This window comes from Desulfocurvus sp. DL1XJH-121 (assembly GCF_054819825.1).
The window spans coordinates 25840-46840 of record NZ_JBTVWW010000024.1 but is presented as its reverse complement, the minus strand read 5'-3'; the positions used below and the strand labels follow the sequence as shown (position 1 = coordinate 46840).

Below are 21001 nucleotides of genomic sequence, written 5' to 3'. Positions count from 1 at the left end.
CTTTGCCTTCGCTCCGGTCGTCCGGGGCTGGTCCCGGTCGCGGCAGTGTAGCCTGATTGCCCGCGTTGGGGCAACCCGGCGTGCCGGGGCAAAGAGGAGGCCCTTGACCACAGGGGCCAGTCTGCTATCGTGCTGCAAATCCCTTTCAATGAGTTCGGCCGCCTACGGCATTTCCGGGAGGATTCACGATGCGACGGCTTCGTCCATTGCTGGCCGCTTTGTTTTCCCTGTTCGCCCTCGCGGCCTGCGACCCCGCCCTGGAACGGGACGGCGCGGACCGCCTGTCGGTCCCGGGCGTGACGGAAACGGAGATCCTCATCGGCTCCTCCCTGGCGCTCACGGGCCACGCCAGCTACCTGGGCAAGCAGACCATGGTCGGGGCCATGTGCTATCTCAAGCACGTCAACGAGCAGGGCGGCGTGCACGGCCGCACCCTGCGGATCATCCCCTACGACGACCGCTACGATCCGCCCCTGTGCGTGTCCAACACCCAGCGTCTGATCATCGAGGACAAGGTCTTCGCCCTGTCCTGCTACGTGGGCACGCCCACCACCGTGAAGATCATCCCCCTGGTGGAGGAGGCGGGCATCCCCCTGGTGGGCATGTTCACAGGGGCCAACGCCCTGCGCGAACCCTTCCACCGCCACATCGTCAACGTGCGCGCCTCCTACTACCAGGAGACCGCCGAGGCCGTGCGGCGTTTCGTGGAGGACCTGGGCTGCAAGCGCATCGCGGTCTTCTACCAGTACGACGCCTACGGCTTCGACGGCCTGAAGGGCGCGGAGCTGGCCCTGAAGAAATACGGGCTGGCCCCCGTGGCCCGGGGTTCGTACACCCGAGGCACCGTGGAGGTGGAGGAGGGCCTGGCGCGGGTCATGGCCTCCAAGGCCGACGCCGTGGTCATGATCGGCACCTACGAGCCCTGCGCCGAGTTCATCACCCGGGCCCACGACCGGGGTTTCAGGCCCCTGTTCCACAACGTGTCCTTCGTGGGCGCGGAGGAGCTGGCGCGGCTCTTGGGCGAGAGCGGTGAGAACGTCTTCGTGACCCAGGTGGTGCCGCCGCCCGAGTCCCCGGAATCCATGACCCTGCTCTGGGGCGCGGGGGAGTACATCGAGCTGCTGGGGCGCTACTATCCGGACGAGAAGCCCAACTCCGTGGGCCTGGAGGGCTACATCAACGCCAAGGTCCTGGTGGAGGGCCTCAGGCGGGCCGGGCGCAACCTGACCCGCGAGGGCTTCATCGACGCCCTGGAATCCATCAGGGACTACTCCCTGGGCATCGCCAACACCCTGTCTTTCTCGCCCACGGACCACCAGGGATTCGACCGCGTGTACTTCACGCGCTTCAGGGACGGGAAGTTCGTGCTCATCACCGACTGGAACGAGGCAAGGAAGGGCCTTGAGGCCCGGGGGGCGAATCCCGAGCCGGCAGGGGAGGCCGCCGGAACGCGATGAAGCGCATCCGCAACATATCCCTGAAGAACAAGATATTCTTCTCCATCCTTGCGGTGATCATGATCATCAGCGTGATCATCGCCCTCCTGGCGCGCTGGATCCTGCTCTCCAGCCTGACCAGCGAGTTGCGCCACCGGGGCGTGGCCATCGCCCAGTCCGTTTCCGAGCGGGGCAGCGGCTTCGTGCTGGACGGGGACCTGCCGGCCCTCACCGCGCTGATCTTCGACGTCAGCATGCTGGGCGAGCGGCGGGACCTGGTGTCCTACATCTACGTCAGCGGGCCCGAGGGAGAGGTCCTGGCCCATACCTTCGTGCGCCCCTTCCCCGCGGAGCTCCGCGGCGCCAACCCCCTGCCCGGGGGGGTGCTCTCCCCGCGCATGGTGCCGGTGCAGGTGGAGGGCGAGACCGCCGTGGACATCGCCGCCCCCGTGATGGAGGGCATCTACCGCATCGCCACGGTGCACGTGGGCCTGAACCAGCGCCACATCGACAACCTCGTGTCCAAGCTGCGCATCACGTTCCTCGGCTTCATCACCCTGGTCATCGTGATCATCTTCCTCATCAGCCACAAGATCGCCGCCTACATCACCTTCCCGGTGACCAAGCTCATCGAGATGTCCGACGAGATTTCCAAGGGCAACCTGAATTTCAAGCTGGACCTGGGCAGCCAGTACGCGGACATCCTCTCGGACCAGGAGCACGGGGAGCGCTGCCCGGCCTACCACAATTCCGACCTGCCCTGCTGGCACGTGGACAAGACCATGATGCCCCGCGACGGCGCGGAACCCGTGAAGCCACCTTATTGCCGCGAATGCGTCATCCGCCACAAGCAGATCGGCGACGAGGTCCTGCAGCTGGCCGATTCCTTCGCCTACATGGTGCGGTCCATCAAACTCTACCGCAACCGCCTGAACGAGTCCGAGGCCAAGTACCGTTCCCTGTTCGACGCCGGTCCGGACCCCATCTTCGTGGTCCAGCGGGACACCCTGGAGATCATGGACGTCAACCCCCTGGCCGGGGAGGTCTACGGCTACGAGGTCAAGGAGCTCCTGGGCATGCGCTTCTGCGAGCTGGAGGCCGAGGACAAGATCGGGTCGCTGGCCACCTTCGACGAGATGAGCCGCGACGGGGGCAGCGTGTTCTACCCCAAGGCCATCCATCACCGCGCCGACGGCTCGCCCCTGTTCGTGAACATGCACGCCTCGGGCACCATCTACGCGGGGCGCGAGGCCGTGGTCGTCTCCACCACGGACATCACGGATATCGTGGAAAAGGACGCCCAGCTCATCCAGGCCAGCAAGATGACCACCCTGGGCGAGATGAGCGCGGGCATCGCCCACGAACTGAACCAGCCGCTCAACGCCATCAAGATGGGCAGCGACTTCCTGACCATGATCCTTTCCGGGGAGGGCGAGATGAGCCCGGAGCAGGTGGCCGAGGTCACGCGCGAGATGAGCGCCCAGGTGGACCGGGCCACGGAGATCATCAACATGCTGCGCCAGTTCGGGCGTATGTCCGACCTGACCCCGGAGCGCCTGGACATCAACCAGCCCGTGCGCGACGTGGGCAAGGTCATCGGCCACCAGCTGGAGCTGCAGCGCATCGCCGTGGAGCTGGACCTGGACGAGTCCGCCCCCAGGATCAAGGCCCACGGGAACCGGTTGCAGCAGGTGATCTTCAACCTGGTGTCCAACGCGCGCGACGCCATCAACGTCTGGTCCGATCCCGAGGACAGCGACCCCAAGGCGCGGCTGATACGTATTAGGACTTTCAGCGAAAACGGCAAGGTGTCCATTTCGGTGAGCGATACGGGGGTGGGCATGGACCCGTCGCAGCTGGACAAGATATTCGAGCCTTTCTACACCACCAAGGAAACTGGAAAGGGCATGGGTTTGGGGCTTGCGATTTCCTATGGAATCGTGAAAGACTATGGGGGAGAAATCTCCGTTACATCCAGGATAGGGGCGGGAACGACGTTCACCTTGTCGTTTCCTCCCGCTGTATAGTGGGTTGTACAACTCCGTAGGGGGCCGTGCGCTGATCCGTGCGGTCCGGTGGGACGAACGACATGAGCAAAAAGATTCTCGTCATCGACGACGAACAGCCGACCCTGCAGATGTTCAAGCTGTTTCTCGGGGCCTACGGCTTCGAGGTCCTCACCGCCCAGAGCGGAGAGGAGGGGCTGGAGCTGTTCACCAGCGAAAAGCCGCCCATCGTGCTTACGGACATCAAGATGCCGGGCATGGACGGGCTGCAGGTATTGAAGCGCATCAAGGAGATCGACGCCCAGACCGAGGTCATCGTCATCACCGGCCACGGGGACATGGACATCGCCATCCAGGCCCTGAACCTGAACGCCACGGACTTCATCAACAAGCCCATCCAGAAGGCCGACCTGGACACGGCGCTCAGGCGCGCCCAGGAGCGCCTGAAGCTCCTGGAGGAGCGGGAGGACGAAGTCTCCGCCACCACCGAGGGCGACATCACCGTGGTCCGGGTCAAGGGCAGCGTGACCTCGCGCTCCGAGCCGCTGCTCGTCTCGGCCTACGAACAGGCCGGGGGCAAGCTCATGATGCAGTTCGACGAGAATTCATCCATCAACGGGGCGGGCATCGCCGTGCTCATCCAGTTGTTGTCCGATACCGAGCGCCGGGGCCTGAGCGTGGCCATCGCCGGGCTGTCCGACAACTTCCGCAAGGTCTTCGACATGGTGGGCATTACCCGTTTCGCAACGATCTACGACACGAGGGAGCAGGCCATGGCCGCCTTGGGGGCCGCCGCCTAGGCGCCCCCGGGGGCTCCCGACCCCAGGACATGAAAAAAGGCCGCCTCCCGCGAGGGGGGGCGGCCTTGTCGCTTTTTGGAGCGGGCTCTCTACTTGTTCATCATGTCCAGGAATTCCTTGTTGCTCTTGGAGCCCTTCATCTTGCCCAGCAGGAACTCCATGGAATCCAGCGGGTTCATGGGCGCCAGGATCTTGCGCAGGATCCACATCCTGTTCAGTACGTCCTGGTCCAGGAGCAGCTCTTCCTTGCGCGTGCCCGAGCGGTTGATGTCGATGGCAGGGTAGACGCGCTTCTCGGCCAAGTGGCGCTCCAGCATGATCTCGCTGTTGCCCGTGCCCTTGAACTCCTCGAAGATCACGTCGTCCATGCGCGAGCCCGTGTCCACCAGGGCCGTGGCGATGATGGACAGGCTGCCGCCTTCCTCGATGTTGCGCGCCGCGCCGAAGAAGCGCTTGGGGCGCTGCAGGGCGTTGGCGTCCAGGCCGCCGGAGAGCACCCGGCCCGAGGACGGGGTCACGGCGTTGAAGGCGCGGCCCAGGCGGGTGATGGAGTCCAGCAGGATGACCACGTCCTTCTTGCGCTCCACCAGTCGCTTGGCCTTTTCCAGCACCATCTCGGCCACCTGCACGTGGCGCGTGGGCGGCTCGTCGAAGGTGGAGCTGACCACCTCGGCCTTGACCGTGCGCGCCATGTCCGTGACTTCCTCGGGGCGCTCGTCGATGAGCAGCACGATGAGGTAGGCGTCGGGATGGTTGGCGGAGATGGAGTTGGCTATGGTCTGCAGGAGCACGGTCTTACCGGTGCGGGGCGGGGCCACGATGAGGCAGCGCTGGCCCTTGCCGATGGGCACCACCAGGTCGATGACCCGGGCGGAAAGGCCCTCCTGGCCGGTTTCGAGTCGGAATTGCTTGTCGGGGAAGATGGGGGTGAGGTTGTCGAAGAGAACCAGGGTCTTTGTCGCTTCGGGCTTCTCGAAGCCGATCTCGTTGACCCGCAAGAGGGCGAAGTATCGTTCGCCTTCCTTGGGCGGCCGGATCTGGCCGGTGATCACGTCGCCCTTGCGTAGGCCGAAGCGGCGGATCTGGGACGGGGAGACGTAGATGTCGTCCGGCCCGGGCATGTAGCTGTACATGGGGGAGCGCAGGAAGCCGAAACCGTCGGGAAGGATTTCCAGGACGCCCTCGCCGTAGATGTTGCCGTTCTGAGAAGCGCAGGCCTTGAGCAGGGCGAAGATGAGCTCCTGCTTCTTCATGCCGCTGGGGTTCTCGATCTTGTACTCTGTGGCGAGCTCCATGAGCTCGTGCATGGGCTTCATCTTCAGTTCGGATTGATTCATCTGGGACTCCGCGTCGCTCTGCTTCCCTTGTCGTTTTTGGTTGCTCATGTTGGGTGCACGTGCGCGCATTCTTCCCTTGTCCGGGCAGGGTCGCCTGGGTGGGGGTCGAGTGGCGTGGGTGTTGACGTTTTGTAATGATTTATGAGGCGTGGATGGTCGCGGGTACTGTACCAGAACTCCGCAATGCTCTACGCCGAAACTTGAATCGCCAGAGGCGAATCCTGTTGCGTAGGACGGCTTGTTTTAATCTATTTTAAGGGGATGATTACGGGAGCTGATTAACGCTCTCTGCATTCAAAATGCACATCGATCACGGATGCGATGCCAGATGCTTAACGCAAGCCTGGAGCGTTGGCAAGAGGTTATCTACTGATTTTCTTTGGGACGGATCACGTCTGCGAACATTTCCTCGATCTCGGAGCGCACGGCGTCCTGCTCCTTGTCCATGGCATGGGCCAGCTCCAGGGTCAACAGGCCCATGGCCTGTTCCAGCAGGCGGTGCTCGCCGAAGGACAGTTCCTTGTCCTTGCCGATGAGCAGGAGCTCCTTGAGAACGTAGGCAACGTCGGCCAATTCGCCGCTTTTCAGCTTCTCGGAGTATTCGCGGTAGCGGCGGTTCCAGTTCTGGCCGGAATAGCCGGTGAATCCGGTGCGGTCGTCGAGGGAGTCCAGGATGCTCGCGGCCTTCTTCTTGGAGCAGACCGAGCGCAGGCCCACGTTCTTGGCGTTGGCCACGGGGACCATCAGGGTCACGTTGTTGGACAGAATTCGGACGATATAGAACTCGGCCTTGGATCCGCCGATTTCCTGCTCTTCTATGCGCTCCACCTTGCCCACCCCCTGTGCGGGGTAGACGACGAGCTCGTTGACGGAAAAGGCCTTGGACACGTTATAACTACCTCAAAATATAACAGCCGACACGAGAGAACCGTAGCGCACTTCACCAGCCAAGTCTAGGTTTCCTTGGGGTTTTCACCGCCGGGGCGGGCGTCGAAGGCATTGATGTGCTGCACGGCGAAGGGCAGTCCCCGGCGCAGGAGCAGCAGGATCCCCTTGATGGCGGCGTCCAGGACCCGGGCCGCGACGTCCATGTCCTCGGGGCTGAAGGCGTCGAGCACGAAATCCCGCCCCCCGCCGCGCTGCGGCGGGCGCCCGATGCCCAGGCGCAGGCGCAGGAAACCAGGAGTCCCCAGGTGTTCGGCCACGGACTTCACGCCGTTGTGCCCGGCGTCGCCGCCGCCCTGCTTGAGCTTCATGCGCCCCAGTTCCAGGTCCAGGTCGTCGTGGATCACCAGCACGTCGCCCGCCGGGATGGAAAAACGCGAGGCCAGCCGCCCCACGGCCAGGCCCGAGAGGTTCATGTAGGTCTGGGGCTTGGCCGTGAGCACGGGCGGCAGGTTGCGCGCCGGGCGGCACTCCCGGGTCAGGCAGTCGCCGCGCGCGTTCACGGCGGGGCAGTTTTCCTCGCCGCCGCAGCGTTCCACGAGCCTGTCCACGGCCATGAAGCCGAAGTTGTGGCGCGTAAGCGCGTAGTCCGGGCCTGGGTTGCCCAGGCCCGCTATGAGCAGGGCGTAGTTTTTCATGGCGCTCGGAATGCGGCGACGGCGACGGCGGGCTGAGCCCCGCCGCCGGACAAGGGAAAACGAGGATCCCGGACCGGTCCGGGATCCTCGTGGATTGCGGGTTGCGGGAAGGAGGCTATTCCGCCTCTTCGGCGGCCTCGTCGGCCTCGGCGGCGCCTTCCTCGCCCTCGCCGGCCTCCTCGGCCTTGGCCACCAGGCCCACCACGGCGAAGTGCTCGTCAAAGAGCACGGTCACGCCGTCGGGGGTCGGGACCTCGTCCACGGCCACGTTCTCGTTCAGGTCCAGGCCGGAGACGTCGATGGTCAGGGAGCTGGGGATGTCCGCGGGCAGGCACTCCACTTCCAGGTGGTCGCGGAAGATGGTCAGCACGCCGCCGAAATCCAGGCCCTTGGGCTTGCCCGTGGTCTCCACGGGAACCTGCACGCGCACGGTCTTGGCCATGTCCACGCCGTAGAAGTCCACATGGTCGATGCGGTTCTTGTAGGGGTGCTTGACCAGTTCCTTGATGATCACCGGACGGGCGTCGCCGTCGATGTCCAGGGTCAGGAGCTGGGAGGTGCCCACCTTGGCGTAGGCCTTTTCCAGGGGCAGGTGCGCGGACTTCACGGCGATGTTCTCGCTCTTGTCGTAGAATATTCCGGGCACGAAGCCGGCGGCGCGCAGGCGGTGGTTCTCGCCCTTGCCGCGTTCCTCGCGTTTGGCAACCTTGAGGGTGATGGTCTCGGACATGGTTTGGGTTCTCCTTGCGGCCTTGGTTTCCGGCCCGGGGTCGTTCCGGGGCGGGGCGGCGCGTAATGATTTAGACGAACAACACGCTCACGGACGATTCCGTGTGGATGTTGTGGATTGCCTTGCCGAGCAGGCTGGCCAGGCTCAGGGCCGTGATCTTGGAACAGGCCTTGGCCTTATCGTTCAGGGGCACGGAGTTGGTCACCACCACCTGGGAGTACTGCGACTTCTCCAGGCGCTCCACGGCCGGACCGGAGAGCACGGCGTGGGTGGCGCAGGCGACGACGTCCTTGGCCCCGTTGTCCTTGAGCACGTCGGCCGCGGCGCAGATGGTGCCCGCGGTGTCGATCATGTCGTCCAGGACGATGGCCGTTTTGCCCTTGACGTCGCCGATGACGTTCATGGCCTTGGCCTGGTTGGGCGCGTCACGGCGCTTGTCGATGATGGCCAAGCCGGCGCCCAGGCGCTTGGCGTAGGCGCGGGCGCGCTCGGTGCCTCCGGCGTCCGGGGAGACGATGACCAAGTCGTCCTCGGTCTGGCGCAGGTGGTCCAGGAGCACGGGGGCGGCGTACAGGTTGTCCACGGGCAGGTTGAAGAAGCCCTGGATCTGGCCGGCGTGCAGGTCCACCGTGACCAGGCGGTCGATGCCCGCCACGGTCAGGAAATCGGCCACCAGCTTGGCGCTGATGGGCGCGCGCGGCGCGACCTTGCGGTCCTGGCGCGCATATCCATAGTAGGGCACCACGGCGGTGACTCGGCCCACGCTGGCGCGCTTGAGGGCGTCCAGCAGGATGCACAGCTCCATGAGGTGGAAGTTCACCGGAGCGCAGGTGGGCTGGACCACGAAGACGTCGGCCCCTCGCACGTTGGAGCCGATCTCCACGCGGATTTCGCCGTCCGAGAAGGTGTCCGTGAGACACTGGGACAGCTCGCAACCCAGGTGGTTGCAGATTTCGCGGGCCAGCGAGGGGTTGGCCGAGCCAGTCATGATTTTGAGTTCGCCGATGGCCATGGTGCGCTTCCTTATCTATGAATAAATGGCTGGGGTGGTAGGATTCGAACCCACGCATGACGGGACCAAAACCCGCTGCCTTACCAACTTGGCTACACCCCAGCGTTCAGAGCGTGTGCAAAAACGCGGGGATGCCTTCCTTCCTGAACGCCTCGCAGGCGGTCCGGGCTGTTCCGGGGTTCCGATACAGGGCGAGAAGGCTGGCTCCGCTGCCGCTCATGACCGCTCCCGAAGCTCCGGAAGAAAACATTTTTTCCTTCATCTTCAGCAGATTGGGATGCCTTTTGAAGGCAACGTCCTCAAAACTGTTGAAGAGCGCTATCCGAGAGCGAGGAGAGTTTTTAAACTCCCTGCCCCCGCATGTCAAGAAACCGCGCCGGTTTTCCGGGGGATGGCGGCGGTCCCCCCCGGCCTCGTCCCAGGCCCTGTAGGCCCAGGCGCTGGACACGTGCTCGGCTGGGCAGACCAGGAGCAGGGTGAATCCGGCGAGGTCCACGCTCACCGGGGTCAGCCGGTCGCCGATGCCTTCGGCCCAGGCCGGGCCGTCCAGCAGGAAGAAGGGCACGTCCGCGCCGATGGTCGCGGCCAGGGCCGCGAGTTCGTCCGGGGGCAGGGCGCGTTCGCCCGCGCGGGCGTTGAGTTCCTTGAGCAGGGCCGCCGCGTCGGCGCTGCCTCCGCCCAGGCCCGCGCCCATGGGCACGCCCTTGGCCAGGCGCACGGCCAGCCCCGGGGCGAAGCCCGTGGCCCGGCCGAAGGCCCGCCAGGCCTTGGCCAGGGTGTTGTCCTCGCCCTCCAGGGCCGGGTCGTCCGCCGCGAGGGAAAACGTCCCGTCCCGCCCGCCGAAGGCCAGCTCCAACTCGTCGTGGGGCTCGGGCAGGGGCAGGAACAGGGTGCGCAGGCTGTGGTAGCCGTTGTCCAGGCGTCCCGTGATCTCCAGGTGCAGGTTGACCTTGCAGCCCGTTAGTAGGGCGATGGTTTCCGGATGGCGCGTCATGATCGCCCCAACATGCCGCAAGCGTCCGTCCGGCGCAAGACGGGGGAGCGCGGGGCGGCCATGGCAGCGGCGTTGGCGGAGCCGCCAACGCCGGTCTCGGCCGCGGCGTGAGGGTGTTAATGTATCATGATGGAATATAAGGTTTTGAATTGGCGTGGGGCCGTTGGCATCGGCCTTGCTTGGCCTACTTCGTGGCCGCAGCGGGGGGAAACGACTCTGACCCCGGGACGTCTTGCCGCGAGCCATTTCGCCGTGCCCGCCCCACGGGCGCGGCGGAACAAAAAAGGGGGGGCCTGGCGGCCCCCCTGACTTGTTTCGTTCGGCTGGTTCCTATTCCCCGGGCAGAGGCACGGTGCGGAACACCGTCTGTCCCTGGCGCTGGATGAGCAGGAGCAGCACGCCCTTGTCCTTGGCGTCGCCCTTGATGATCTTTTCCAGGTCGCCCACGCTGGACACGGGGCGCTGGTTGGCCTGCAGGATCACGTCGCCGGGGCGGATTTCGCTTTCCTGGGCCGGGGTGTTGGCGTCCACTTCCACGACGAGCAGCCCCTGCGCCTTGTCCAGGCCCAGGGCCGCAGCCTCCTCCTCGTTCACCGGGCGCACGGTCATGCCCAGGAAGGAGTCGCTGTCCTGCTGCTGCGGGCCGCCGGGAGCCTTGCCGGACTTGGCCAGGCGCTCGGTGTCGCGCTCGCCCAGGGTGGCGGTGAGGCGCTTGGACGAGCCGTTGCGCCAGACCGTGAAGCGCAGCTTGCTGCCCGGGGTGTAGGCCGCGATCCTGCGCAGCAGGTCGTTGGAGTCCTTTACTTCCTGGCCGTCGATCTTGATGATCACGTCTCCGGGCTTGACCCCGGCCTTGTCCGCGGGTTCGTCCGGGATTACCGAGGCGATGAGCGCGCCGTAGGCCTTGTCCAGGCCCAGGGCCTTGGCCGTGTTCTCGTCCACGCCTTGGATGGTCACGCCCAGCCAGCCGCGCGAGACCTTCTTGTGCTCCTGAAGCTGGGCGATGACGCGCTTGGCCATGCTGGAGGGCACGGCGAAGCCGATGCCCTGGCCCGAGGCGATGATGGCCGTGTTGATGCCGATGACCTCGCCGTCCATGTTCAGGAGCGGGCCCCCGGAGTTGCCGGGGTTGATGGACGCGTCGGTCTGGATGAAGTCGTCAAAGGGCCCGGAGCCGATGATGCGGCCCTTGGCGCTGATGATGCCCGCGGTCACGGAATGGTCCAGGCCGAAGGGGTTGCCGATGGCCATGACCCACTGGCCCACCTTGGCCTTGTCCGAATCGCCGAAGGACAGGGTGGGGAAGTCGCGGTCCGCGCTGATCTTGAGCAGGGCCAGGTCCGTCTCGGGGTCGCGGCCCACGATCTCGGCGTCCAGGGACTCGTCCGTGTCCTGGAGCTTGACCTTGATCTCGTCGGCGCCTTCGATGACGTGGTTGTTGGTGACCACGTACCCGTCCTTGGAAATGATGAACCCGGAGCCCAGGGAGCGCTCCTTGCGGGGCTTGGCGTCGGGACGGTTCTTGAACAGCTCGTCGAACTGGTCGAAGAACTTGTCGAAGGGCGTGCCGCGCTGGCGGAACTTGAAGAATTCGCGCATCTGGTCGGATTGCTTGACCAGTTTCACGGTGTTGATGTTGACCACGGCGTCTCCGGCCTTGGCGGCCAGATCCGTGAATTCCGGCAGGCTGGCGGCCATGGCTGCGGCGCTCCAGGCGAGCACCAGGAGCGTGGCCAGGGTGTATCTGAGATGTTTACGCACGTTCGTAACCTCCAAGGTGTGGCAATGCGTCTCCTCGTCCGGCGGAACGCGGCGGTTCCGGAACGGACCGCTCCACTATAAGCCCTTCGCGGGATGTGTAAACCGCTTGTGCCGAAATTTTCACATCCTTGTGGCCGCGCCGGGCGCGGCAAAGCGGTTGCATTTTCACCCGGCCTCGGCTAGGTAGACTCTCCGTTTCGGAGAAGCCCGCACCGGGACTGGCGTCCCGCCCCGCATTGGGCTATCGTCCGGGCAATGCGCTCGTAGCTCAGCCGGATAGAGCGACGGCCTCCTAAGCCGTAGGCCGCAGGTTCGACTCCTGCCGGGCGCACCAGAAAGCAAAAATCCCGTCTGCCTCGTCTGCGGACGGGATTTTTTGTTTCCGGGCGGCACGCGCGCAGAGTTTCGCCCCGCCCCGGGCAGCGAGATTGGTTTGCCTGTCTTTCTTGACCCTTAGCCTATCTATGGATAAGTTCCATCTGTTCCCCCAGGTTTGTCCCGGGGCGGATGGGACCTTTGCATCAAGACCCGTTGCCCGGTCTGCGGACCGGGTTTTTTTGGGCCTCTCCCCGCAGCCAGGGGCTGGTCGGGGAGGAACCAGGGCATGAACGGCTCTGGCCGCCTGGCCATCAGGCGGCCGGGCTTTTTTTTGGTGCCGACGCGTTCGGCGGAGATGTATCCGGGATCGGCAAAAGGAGGAGCCAGGGCCGCGGCTTCTGCGCGGCGTGCGAGACAGATGGTTCAAGGACCGGCCTTGGCCGGAGAGTGTTTTTCACCGATTTTGTGGGGTTACAATGTCCAAGAGTATTCGTACGACGATCCTGGTGATCGTCGGGGCCGTCGTGGTCCTGATCCAGTCCCTGCTGGTTTTCTGGGTCGCCAAGACCAGCTATGAACGGAGCATCGACTCCGCGAAACACGAAATGACCCTGGTGGCTTCCACCATCGCCAAGTCCACCCAGGACTTCGGGTCCCAGCAGATGGAGCTGGTGCGGGGCATCTCGCACATGCCCATCCTGCGCGGGTTCCTGCAAAACGGCCAGGACAAGGAGGCCGCCGACGAGATCATGCGCGCGGCGTCCAAGGCCGCCGACGAGATCAACACCATCTACGTGTTCAACACCCAGGGCACCCAGGTCATCTCCATGACCCACGGCAAGCCCGCCAAGAAGCTCAATCCCCTGGCCAACCGCGAATACATCCAGGCGGCCCTGGCCGGGAACGAGGGCTACAGCACCGCGCCCACCAAGAGCTACGCCACGGGCAAGCTCATCGTCAGCGTGACCTCGCCCATCAAGGACGAGGGCGGCGAGGTCATCGGCGGCGTGGGCATGTCCTATGTCCTGGACGGCCTCATCGCCAACTACATCACCTCCACCAAGGTGGGGGAGACGGGCCATCCCTTCATGCTTTCCCCCAAGGGCGTGGTTGTGGGCAGCCCGGACAAGGACCTGTTGCTCAAGGACATCTCCAAGATGTCCGGCATCAAGGCCATGCTGGAGACCCCCGAGGGCCAGGGCGTCTATTCCCTGGGCGGCCCCGAAAGGACCGCCGTGTGGACCCGCGTGCCCAACTGGCAGTGGGTGGTCGGCTTCGGCATGACCAACGCGGAGATCGAGGCCCCGGCCAAGTCCCAGCGCAATTTCATGATCGCGGCGGGCGTGGCGGCGGTGGTGGCCCTGGTGCTCATCACCCTGCTGGCCCTGGACGTCATCGCCATCCGGCCGCTCAGGCGATTGCAGGAATACGCCGCCAAGGTCGCGGACGGCGACCTGGCCGCGGACCTTTCCCTCTCCCTGTCCAACGAGATCGGCAAGCTGGCCGACAGCCTGCGCGTCATGGTGGGCAGCCTGAAGGACAAGATCGCCGAGGCCGACGAGAACACCCGCCGGGCCCACGAGGAATCCCTGCGCGCGGCCGAGGCCACCCGCGAGGCCGACAAGGCCCGCGAGGCCGCCGAGCTGGCCAAGACCCAGGGCATGCTCCAGGCCGCCGAGAAGCTGGAGGGCGTGGTGGAGGTGCTGACCTCCGCCTCGGGCCAGCTGGCCGCCCAGGTGCAGCAGGCCAACGCCGGCTCCCAGGAGCAGAGCGCCCGCGTGGCCGAGACCGCCACCGCCATGGAGGAAATGAGCGCCACGGTGCTGGAGGTGGCCCGAAACGCCTCCGAGGCCGCGCAGACCGCCGACGCCACCAAGGGCAAGGCCGTGGAGGGCGCGGACATCGTGTCCGACGTGGTCAAGGGCATCGAGGAGGCCCAGGCCCAGGCCCAGGACCTGAAGTCCGACATGACCGCCCTGGGCAGGCGGGCCGAGAGCATCGGCCAGATCCTCAACGTGATCACGGATATCGCCGACCAGACCAACCTCCTGGCGCTCAACGCGGCCATCGAGGCGGCGCGCGCGGGCGAGGCCGGGCGCGGGTTCGCCGTGGTGGCCGACGAGGTGCGCAAGCTGGCCGAGAAGACCATGACCGCCACCCAGGAGGTGGGCGACGCCATCCGCGGCATCCAGGACGGCACGCGCAAGAACGTGGACAACGTGGAAAAGGTGGTGGCGTTCATCGGCTCGGCCACGGACATGGCGGGCAGGTCCGGCGACGAGCTGGCCTCCATCGTGGAGCTGGTGGAGGACACCTCCGGCCAGGTGCGCTCCATCGCCACGGCCGTGGAGGAGCAGTCCGCCACCAGCGAGGAGATCAACCACGCCATCGAGGACATCAGCAGGATCTCTTCCTCGACCTCCCAGAGCATGGAGCAGTCCGCCCGGGCCGTGGACGACCTGGCCGAGCAGGCGCGCGTGCTCCAGGCCCTGGTTCGGGACCTGAAGCAGGGCCAGGCCTGATCCTGGCAGCCCGACAACCACAATCCCCCGGAGACCTTGCTGTTTCCGGGGGATTGTTCGTTCTCGGCTGCGCGAATGCCGGTCTGGCCGCGCAGATGTGCGATTTCGCAAAAATGCGCGGCTGCGTGCCGTTCGTCAAAGGGCCGGGGTGACATTTCTGGCGAGGCGGGGTAGAATATGACTCAGGTTGAGATGAATGGTGCCGTCTGTGGGGGGCTCAGGTAGCCTGACGGTGGGGATGCATATTCGGCCCGGCGCCAGACGCGGCCGCAGTTCTTGTCGATTCATCCGTCCGCTGACTCTTCGGATGCGGTCCTGCAAAGACGGAAGACGATGGCTAACAAATCAGGTCTGACACTGTCCAGGGCCGAGTTGGATGCCTTTTCGCTCATGGTCGACGTTTGCGAACGTCTGGCCTGGGGCGAGACGGCGCAAGCCGACAAGCTTTTCGAACTGACGCGCGCCGGGGCCGTGCCCCAACCCGTGGCCCAACTGGCCGAGGCCTTCGGGCTGATGCTGGTCAAGGTCGAGGCCCGGGACATGCACCGCGAGGATCTCCTGGAGATGCTCCGGAGCCAGAACGCCGAGCTGGAGCGGGCCTACCGCAAGCTGGGCAAGGAACGAAACCACCTGGCGCAGTCCCTGCGCGGGGTGTACGAGCCCGCGCAGTTCGTGGGCCAGTGCGAGGCCATGCAGAGGGCCAAGCAACTGGCCATCGCCATCGCCAAGCATTCCATCAATGTCCTGATCCTGGGCCCCACGGGCGCGGGCAAGGACGTCTTCGCCAAAATCATCCACTACAATTCCCCTCGCAGCAACGGTCCCTTCGTGGCCGTGAACTGCTCCGCCGTGCCCGAGACCCTGTTCGAGAGCGAGGTCTTCGGCATCGAGAGCGGGGTGGCCACGGGCGTGCACAAGCGCGAGGGCCTGCTGCGGCAGGCCAACGGAGGGACCCTGTTCCTGGACGAGGTGGCGGACATGAGCCTGGCCCACCAGGCCAAGTTCCTGCGCGTCCTGGAGGAGAGCGAGGTCGTGCCCGTGGGCGGGACCAAGCCCGTGCCCGTGGACGTGCGCGTGATCTGCGCCACCAATAACGACCTCGAGCAGTCCGTGAAGGACGGCAAGTTCCGCGAGGACCTCTTCTATCGCATCCATTCCGTGATCCTGAATCTGCCCCCCTTGGGCGAACGCGGGGAGGACATCCTGATCCTGGCCCGGCGCTTCCTGGCCGAGCACTGCGACAAGCGCCTGAGCAAGGCCGCCGAGGCCGCGCTCCTGGCCCACGACTGGCCGGGCAACGTGCGCGAGCTGCGCAACGAGATGGAGCGCGCCGCGGTCTTGACCCTGGGGGCGGAGGTCATGGAGGAGGATCTTTCCGCCCGCGTGCGCGGCGGGGGCAGCGGGCCCGGGGAGACCCCGGCGAGCCTGCGCCTGGAGGACAACGAGAAGCATCTCATTTCCCGGGCCCTGGAGCGCACCGACGGCAACAAGACCCGGGCCGCCGAGTTGCTCGGCATCACCCGCGAGGGCCTGCGCAAGAAACTCCTGCGCTACGGCATGAGCGGGGACGATGCGTAGCGGCCAGCGCGGGCGGGGGGACGCCAACGTTGGTGGCACGGCCGCCAACTCCGGCATCGGTGGGACCTGCGTGATATGTGTTATATTTTATTGAAATAAAAGAATAAATTTTCACCAAAGGCTTGGCATTCCTTTTGCTTTAGTGGCTGGACGAGCGGGCGGCGCGGCCGTCCCGACACAATTTTCGGCAACCCAAAGGAGAAAGAGGCAATGGATATCGCCGGGAACGCGCAGGCTGTTTTGGATTACGTCAACGACGCCGTGGGAGGCGACGGTCTCGCCTTCGACGAGCACGGCGTGGCGGCCCTGACCCTGGATGGCGACATCGTGTGTTTCTTCTGCCTGGTGGAGGACGACCACGAACTGGTGGTCACCTTGTATCTGGGGCGCGTGGGCGAGGGCGACGCCCCTCTGCTGTACGAGCTGATGTGCGGCAACTACATGGGCGCGTACACCGGCGGCGGAACCCTGGGCATCGACTCCGAGGAGGGGCTTCTGGCCCTGCACCAGAATTTTCCCCTGCCCATCGACGAGCCTTCCTGGATCGACCAGGAGCTTTCATCCCTGTTCGGGGCGGCCCGCTACTGGCGGGACAAGATCACCGCCGTCCTCGTGGCCCAGGATTCCGACATCGTCGACGGGAACATGCTCCGCATCTAGCGGCCGAGAGCAGACGGGGAGACGCAGAGATGGGTATCGAAGGTCTGGGCGGGAGCACGTTGCAAGCGCTGTCGGGGGTGACGGTCCAGGGCGCCAAGGGCACGACGGGCGTGGACGCCCCCATGGTCAACCCGGCCAGGATCGCCGAGATTCGGGAACAGGGCCGCCAGGTGGTGGACCAGAGGCCTCTGGCCAACCTCGGCCCCAAGGTCTCCACCCTGCGCGGCGACCTGACCGCGAGCATCGACTCCTGGAAGGGCGCCGCCCCGGCCCGCACCATGCCGAAGACCGTGGGCGTGCTCATGCCGCCCTCGGGCAGCATGGTCCAGCTGGACGGCAAGATGGTGGAGCACGAGATCAAGGCCCTGCGGGGCGGCCAGCGCGAGCAGGCCGTGCGCGACATGCCCGCCAGGCTCCAGGAGCGCGTGAACAACGGCTTCAGGCTCTTCCGGGGCATTTCCGACGGCAGCGTCACCGGCCCGGCCACGCGGGAAGATGTGCGCGACCTGATGACCTTCCTCACGGCCAAGGCCCGGGAAAAGGGCAGCTCCTTCAGCGAGGGGGCCTTCAACCTTCCGGATCCTGGGCACAAGCTGCGCAATTTTCTGGATTCCTGCTCCGGCGAGGTCTACCAGCGGCCCTCGTCGCACATCCCCGCGTTCCGCGATGCCACGGGCGGCGCGCATCGCGGCTTGGACATGCACGGCGAGCCCTCCCTGCCCTTCGGCCAGGCCACTGTGCTCTACGGTTCCATGAACCGGGGCGTGGCGGACATGCCCGAGGACCGGCTGTTCCTGAAGACCGAGAGCCACGGCTGCCGCCTCACGGCCTTCAAGGCCCAGAACGTGGACGCCCAGGGCCCGGCCAACCGGCCGATGCGATTTCTCCGCGACCTGGGGCAGACCCTGGGCCACGCCATGGGCTTCGCCCGGACCGTGCTGCGCGGCCTGTCCGGCGGCAGGCTGTTCGCCAACGCCCCGGACTCGCGCAAGGAGCGTCTCCCCGAGGACCTGAAGAGGGACTACAAAGCCCTGATCACGCGGTTCGAGAGATCCGGCGACCAGTTGTCCGCGGGCATCCTCAAGCTGGACGACCCCCTGTCCAAGTCCCAGGGCGTGCGCACCATGGTGGAGAACCTGGAGAGCGCCCTGGAGAACGTGGAGCTGACCGACGCGGACGACCGCCAGGCCCTCCAGGGCATACTCGATGGCATCAAGGCCCGCTACGACCACGTGGACGTGCGCATCGGCGACGAGGTGGTCTTCGACGCCGGGGAGCTGAACGGCACGGACAAGGCCGCCCTGGCCAAGGGCCAGATGCGCGACGCCGTGCGCGAACTCCTGGCCGTGGACACGGGCAAGGGCGTGCCCCGCGAGGCCGTGGCCGGGTTCGGCGACCGCATGGCGCGCCTGTCCGCGTCCATGGAGCGCTCCCACGACAGGGACGCCTTTTCCAGGACCATGCTGGACGTGGTGGACGAGCTGACCAGGGGCCTGGGCCGGGACCAGAAGGACCAGCTCGGGACCATCCTCTCCAGCGACGGGTGCAAGCAGTATTTCGCGGGCGTGGACCAGGTGATCTCGGATTCCATCGAGCTCCTGGGCGAGACCCTGGACGACCGGGGCGTGGGCACGGCCACGAGCTGCGCCATGAAGACCGTGGATCTCTATTCCATGCTCTGCGACAAGCTGGGCCTGGAAGTGACCCTGCCCGAGGCGGGCGGGGACGGGCTAGCTGACGCCGTGCGGACCATGGAGCGCATCGGCATGGACGCCAACGTGGCCTATTACGAGAGTTCGGACCTGGCCCGGCAGGACGCCACGGACCGTCTCGCCGAGCGCCCCCTGGGCTTCCAGAGGCTTTCGGACCTGCGCCCGGCCCTGGGCCGGGGCTTCACCGTGGGCCTGGTGGCCGACGGCCTGCGCCCCGCCGAGGTGGACAACAAGGCCTTGGGCCTCGCCCTGCGGGCCGCCCTGACGGAGCGCCTGGGCCGGCCCGAGCGGCGCCAGTCCGTGGCCGGGGGCTTCCCCCAGGCCTTCGTGTCGCAGTTCACCCGCGCGGGCGTGATGGTCGACGGCCAGACCTGCGGCGGGCCGGACGCCGAGGGCTCCCTGGAGGAGCAGCTCGGGGAATTCACCCGCGCCATCGGCGGCGGGGACAAGGCCAGGCAGGCCGCCAAGCTGTTCAGCGGCGACCTGGGCTCCGAGATGCTGGCCACCCTGCGCCAGGATCCCGGGCTGCGGCCCCTGGTGGACCAGCACCAGAGCCACGGCGGCACGGTCCTGGGCTCCGGGACCACGCTGTTGTCCTTCCTGACCCATGGGGACGACCTGTCCGTGCACATCGATTATTCCGAGCAGAAGCTCGGCTCCCGCACCGAGAGCCACCAGAGCGGCGTGGCGTTGAGCCTGGACTACACCATCCAGGGCCACGGAGAGGACGACGCCGTGGTCCGCCTGGACGACTGGGACGTCCTTTTCGGCACCAGCCCGGACCAGCGCGTGAGTCGCATGGACATTTCGGACCTGCGCTCCGTGGCCGGGCCGGGCGTCAGCGTGGTGGGCGATTACGCCCACGGCAAGGTTTCCGGGACCATCGACCAGCGGGGCATCAAGGACAGCGTGACCGAGTCCCTGCGCGCGGAGATGGGCCGCACCGAGCGCAACACGGGCTACCGGGGCCTGAACCACGAATTCGTCAAGGATTTCTTCCGCCGGTCCGTGGTGGTGGACGGCGAGACCTACGGCGACGCGTCCCGAATGGAGGACGCGACGGCGCGGGGCCGCGAACGTGAACTGGACCGCTTCATCGAGGCCGTGGGCGGCGAGAAGCGGGCCCGGCAGCTCTCCATGGTCATGTACCAGAACGTGCCCGGCGCGTTCTTCGAGGGCGGGCTGGCCCAGGTCGAGGATACCCGGGAATTGTTCATCGCCTACCGCATGCACGAGGGGCGCTATACCGGGGGCGATACGGCCCGGTTCTACGCCACCACCCGCGAGGACGGCACCGTGAGCGTGCGCCTCGACTACGCCCAGCAGAAGGGCGAGGACGACGAGCAGCACGTGGAGATGGGCTTCAGGGGCCAGCTGGACTACACCCTGAGCGGCCTGGGAACGGACACGCCCCACCTGGAACTGGACGACCTGTTCCTGGTGGTGGGCTCCAACCAGCGCTAGGGCGATTCTTCTTGGGCACGGAACAGCGAGGACGGCACGACATGGACGAGAGCAAGGACATCGCGGCCCTGAAGGCCGAGGCCGAGGAACTGATCGAGGAGCAGCGCATGCTCCGGGACCTCAAGGCCGTGGCGGACCTCCAGGCCGAGATCGACGCCGTGGACGAGGAGCTGCGCATACGCCGGAATTTCGTGGACAAGGCCGGGAAGAGCCAGAGGATGATGCTGGACGCCCTGGGCCAGACCCAGGAGCAGATCGACGCCATGGTCGCGGAGGGAGCCCTGCATCCCGAGGGCCGGGACATGATGCGCAAGAAGCTGGACGAGGCCCGGCGCGGCGGTTCCCCGGCGGCGGAGGCGGCCGAAGGCGAGGCCTCCGAGAAGAAGAAAAAGCGCAAGATAATGAAGATTTAGATACGGGAGGCCGTTATGGGAACGCTCGATTTAACCAGCATGTACAACTACGCCCAAAAGCAGACCACGGTGACGCGGGAGGAGAATACCTTCACCGCCGGCCTGACCGGGACCGGCGTGACCGCTTTTTCGAACAAAGCCGCGGCCGAGACCGTCCATGGCGCCTATCTGGCCCTCTGCATGGCCTCCGCGGGCCAGCAGACCGCGAAGATGCAGAAGGTCTACGAGGCCTACCAGGAGAAGTGCAATAGCTACCAGGAGGTCTGCAAGCTGTCGCAATGGGCGGCCGGCAGATACCAGGTCGCCGTGGACCAGGACAAGGCGGTGGGCTTCGGGGTCGGGGATGTCAAAAGCGGGGATTACGATCTCACCACTCCCCGTGGCCTTAGCCAGTACAGCAGAGCCGTCTCGGCGGAGCAAACCAGGATCAAGACTGCGTTGACCAACTACGGAGTGAAGTTCCCCGGCGACGACAAGCTGGACAAGGACCAGTGGCAGACCGTCCGGGACGGCCTGGACTACGCCAAGAACATCCAGTCCACGGACATGAAGACCCTGGCCGCCCAGTTCGACCAGGCGGCCAAGGATTGCGACAGCGCCCAGCAGTTGGCCACCGACGCCATCAAGGACCTGGGGGGCCTGCTTTCCAGCGTGGGCAAATCGATCTAACGCAAG

Annotated in this window: 16 protein-coding genes and 2 tRNA genes; 10 read left to right on the top strand and 8 right to left on the bottom strand. The window is 65.8% G+C overall.

The window, feature by feature from the left end:
- Window positions 1–188 precede the first annotated feature (188 nt).
- The 3 genes from ACYYG1_RS14650 (at window position 189) to ACYYG1_RS14640 (ending at window position 4242) form a co-directional block, all read left to right on the top strand.
- Window positions 189–1457, top strand: a complete 1269-nt coding sequence (locus ACYYG1_RS14650) for an ABC transporter substrate-binding protein (protein WP_461211076.1) — start codon at window positions 189–191, stop codon at window positions 1455–1457.
- A complete protein-coding gene (locus ACYYG1_RS14645) occupies window positions 1454–3463 on the top strand; it encodes an ATP-binding protein (protein WP_461211075.1) in 2010 nt (669 codons plus the stop codon). The genes ACYYG1_RS14650 and ACYYG1_RS14645 overlap by 4 nt, the downstream gene beginning before the upstream one ends.
- 62 nt (window positions 3464–3525) lie before the next feature.
- A complete protein-coding gene (locus ACYYG1_RS14640; RefSeq protein WP_461211074.1) occupies window positions 3526–4242 on the top strand; it encodes a response regulator in 717 nt (238 codons plus the stop codon).
- Between the two features lie 89 nt (window positions 4243–4331).
- On the opposite strand, the gene rho is transcribed toward ACYYG1_RS14640, so the two are convergent.
- From rho to ACYYG1_RS14600, 8 genes are all read right to left on the bottom strand, one after another.
- On the bottom strand, window positions 4332–5579 hold the full coding sequence (rho, locus tag ACYYG1_RS14635; RefSeq protein ID WP_461211073.1) for a transcription termination factor Rho: 1248 nt from the start codon (window positions 5577–5579) through the stop codon (window positions 4332–4334).
- A 366-nt stretch (window positions 5580–5945) separates the two neighbouring features.
- A complete protein-coding gene (locus ACYYG1_RS14630; RefSeq protein WP_461211072.1) occupies window positions 5946–6467 on the bottom strand; it encodes a CarD family transcriptional regulator in 522 nt (173 codons plus the stop codon).
- A gap of 65 nt (window positions 6468–6532) precedes the next feature.
- The gene (gene pth / locus ACYYG1_RS14625) at window positions 6533–7162 is read right to left on the bottom strand and encodes an aminoacyl-tRNA hydrolase (protein ID WP_461211071.1); all 630 of its coding nucleotides are present in this window, start codon (window positions 7160–7162) and stop codon (window positions 6533–6535) included.
- 115 nt (window positions 7163–7277) lie between these two features.
- Window positions 7278–7892 carry a 50S ribosomal protein L25 gene (locus ACYYG1_RS14620; RefSeq protein ID WP_461211070.1) on the bottom strand — a complete coding sequence of 205 codons (615 nt, stop codon included), beginning with the start codon at window positions 7890–7892 and terminating at the stop codon, window positions 7278–7280.
- A gap of 70 nt (window positions 7893–7962) precedes the next feature.
- Complete coding sequence (locus ACYYG1_RS14615) at window positions 7963–8904, bottom strand: ribose-phosphate diphosphokinase (RefSeq protein WP_461211069.1); 942 nt, start codon at window positions 8902–8904, stop codon at window positions 7963–7965.
- A 26-nt stretch (window positions 8905–8930) separates the two neighbouring features.
- A tRNA-Gln gene (locus tag ACYYG1_RS14610) sits at window positions 8931–9006 on the bottom strand.
- A 4-nt stretch (window positions 9007–9010) separates the two neighbouring features.
- The gene (gene ispE / locus ACYYG1_RS14605; protein ID WP_461211068.1) at window positions 9011–9898 is read right to left on the bottom strand and encodes a 4-(cytidine 5'-diphospho)-2-C-methyl-D-erythritol kinase; all 888 of its coding nucleotides are present in this window, start codon (window positions 9896–9898) and stop codon (window positions 9011–9013) included.
- Window positions 9899–10228: 330 nt separating this feature from the next.
- Entirely contained in the window at window positions 10229–11659 is a 1431-nt protein-coding gene (locus ACYYG1_RS14600; RefSeq protein WP_461211067.1) for a DegQ family serine endoprotease, read from the bottom strand.
- 257 nt (window positions 11660–11916) lie between these two features.
- Here ACYYG1_RS14600 and ACYYG1_RS14595 point away from each other — a divergent pair.
- From ACYYG1_RS14595 to ACYYG1_RS14565, 7 genes are all read left to right on the top strand, one after another.
- A tRNA-Arg gene (locus ACYYG1_RS14595) sits at window positions 11917–11993 on the top strand.
- A gap of 460 nt (window positions 11994–12453) precedes the next feature.
- Window positions 12454–14499: a methyl-accepting chemotaxis protein gene (locus tag ACYYG1_RS14590; protein ID WP_461211066.1), complete on the top strand. Its 2046-nt coding sequence runs from the start codon at window positions 12454–12456 to the stop codon at window positions 14497–14499.
- A gap of 390 nt (window positions 14500–14889) precedes the next feature.
- Window positions 14890–16077, top strand: coding sequence for a sigma-54 interaction domain-containing protein (locus ACYYG1_RS14585; protein ID WP_461211065.1), 1188 nt, complete (start codon window positions 14890–14892; stop codon window positions 16075–16077).
- A gap of 210 nt (window positions 16078–16287) precedes the next feature.
- Window positions 16288–16737, top strand: coding sequence for a type III secretion system chaperone (locus tag ACYYG1_RS14580; protein ID WP_461211064.1), 450 nt, complete (start codon window positions 16288–16290; stop codon window positions 16735–16737).
- A gap of 29 nt (window positions 16738–16766) precedes the next feature.
- Window positions 16767–19913 carry a hypothetical protein gene (locus ACYYG1_RS14575; RefSeq protein WP_461211063.1) on the top strand — a complete coding sequence of 1049 codons (3147 nt, stop codon included), beginning with the start codon at window positions 16767–16769 and terminating at the stop codon, window positions 19911–19913.
- Window positions 19914–19954: 41 nt separating this feature from the next.
- Window positions 19955–20326: a hypothetical protein gene (locus ACYYG1_RS14570; protein WP_461211062.1), complete on the top strand. Its 372-nt coding sequence runs from the start codon at window positions 19955–19957 to the stop codon at window positions 20324–20326.
- 15 nt (window positions 20327–20341) lie between these two features.
- Window positions 20342–20995, top strand: coding sequence for a hypothetical protein (locus tag ACYYG1_RS14565; RefSeq protein WP_461211061.1), 654 nt, complete (start codon window positions 20342–20344; stop codon window positions 20993–20995).
- Window positions 20996–21001: the final 6 nt, after the last annotated feature.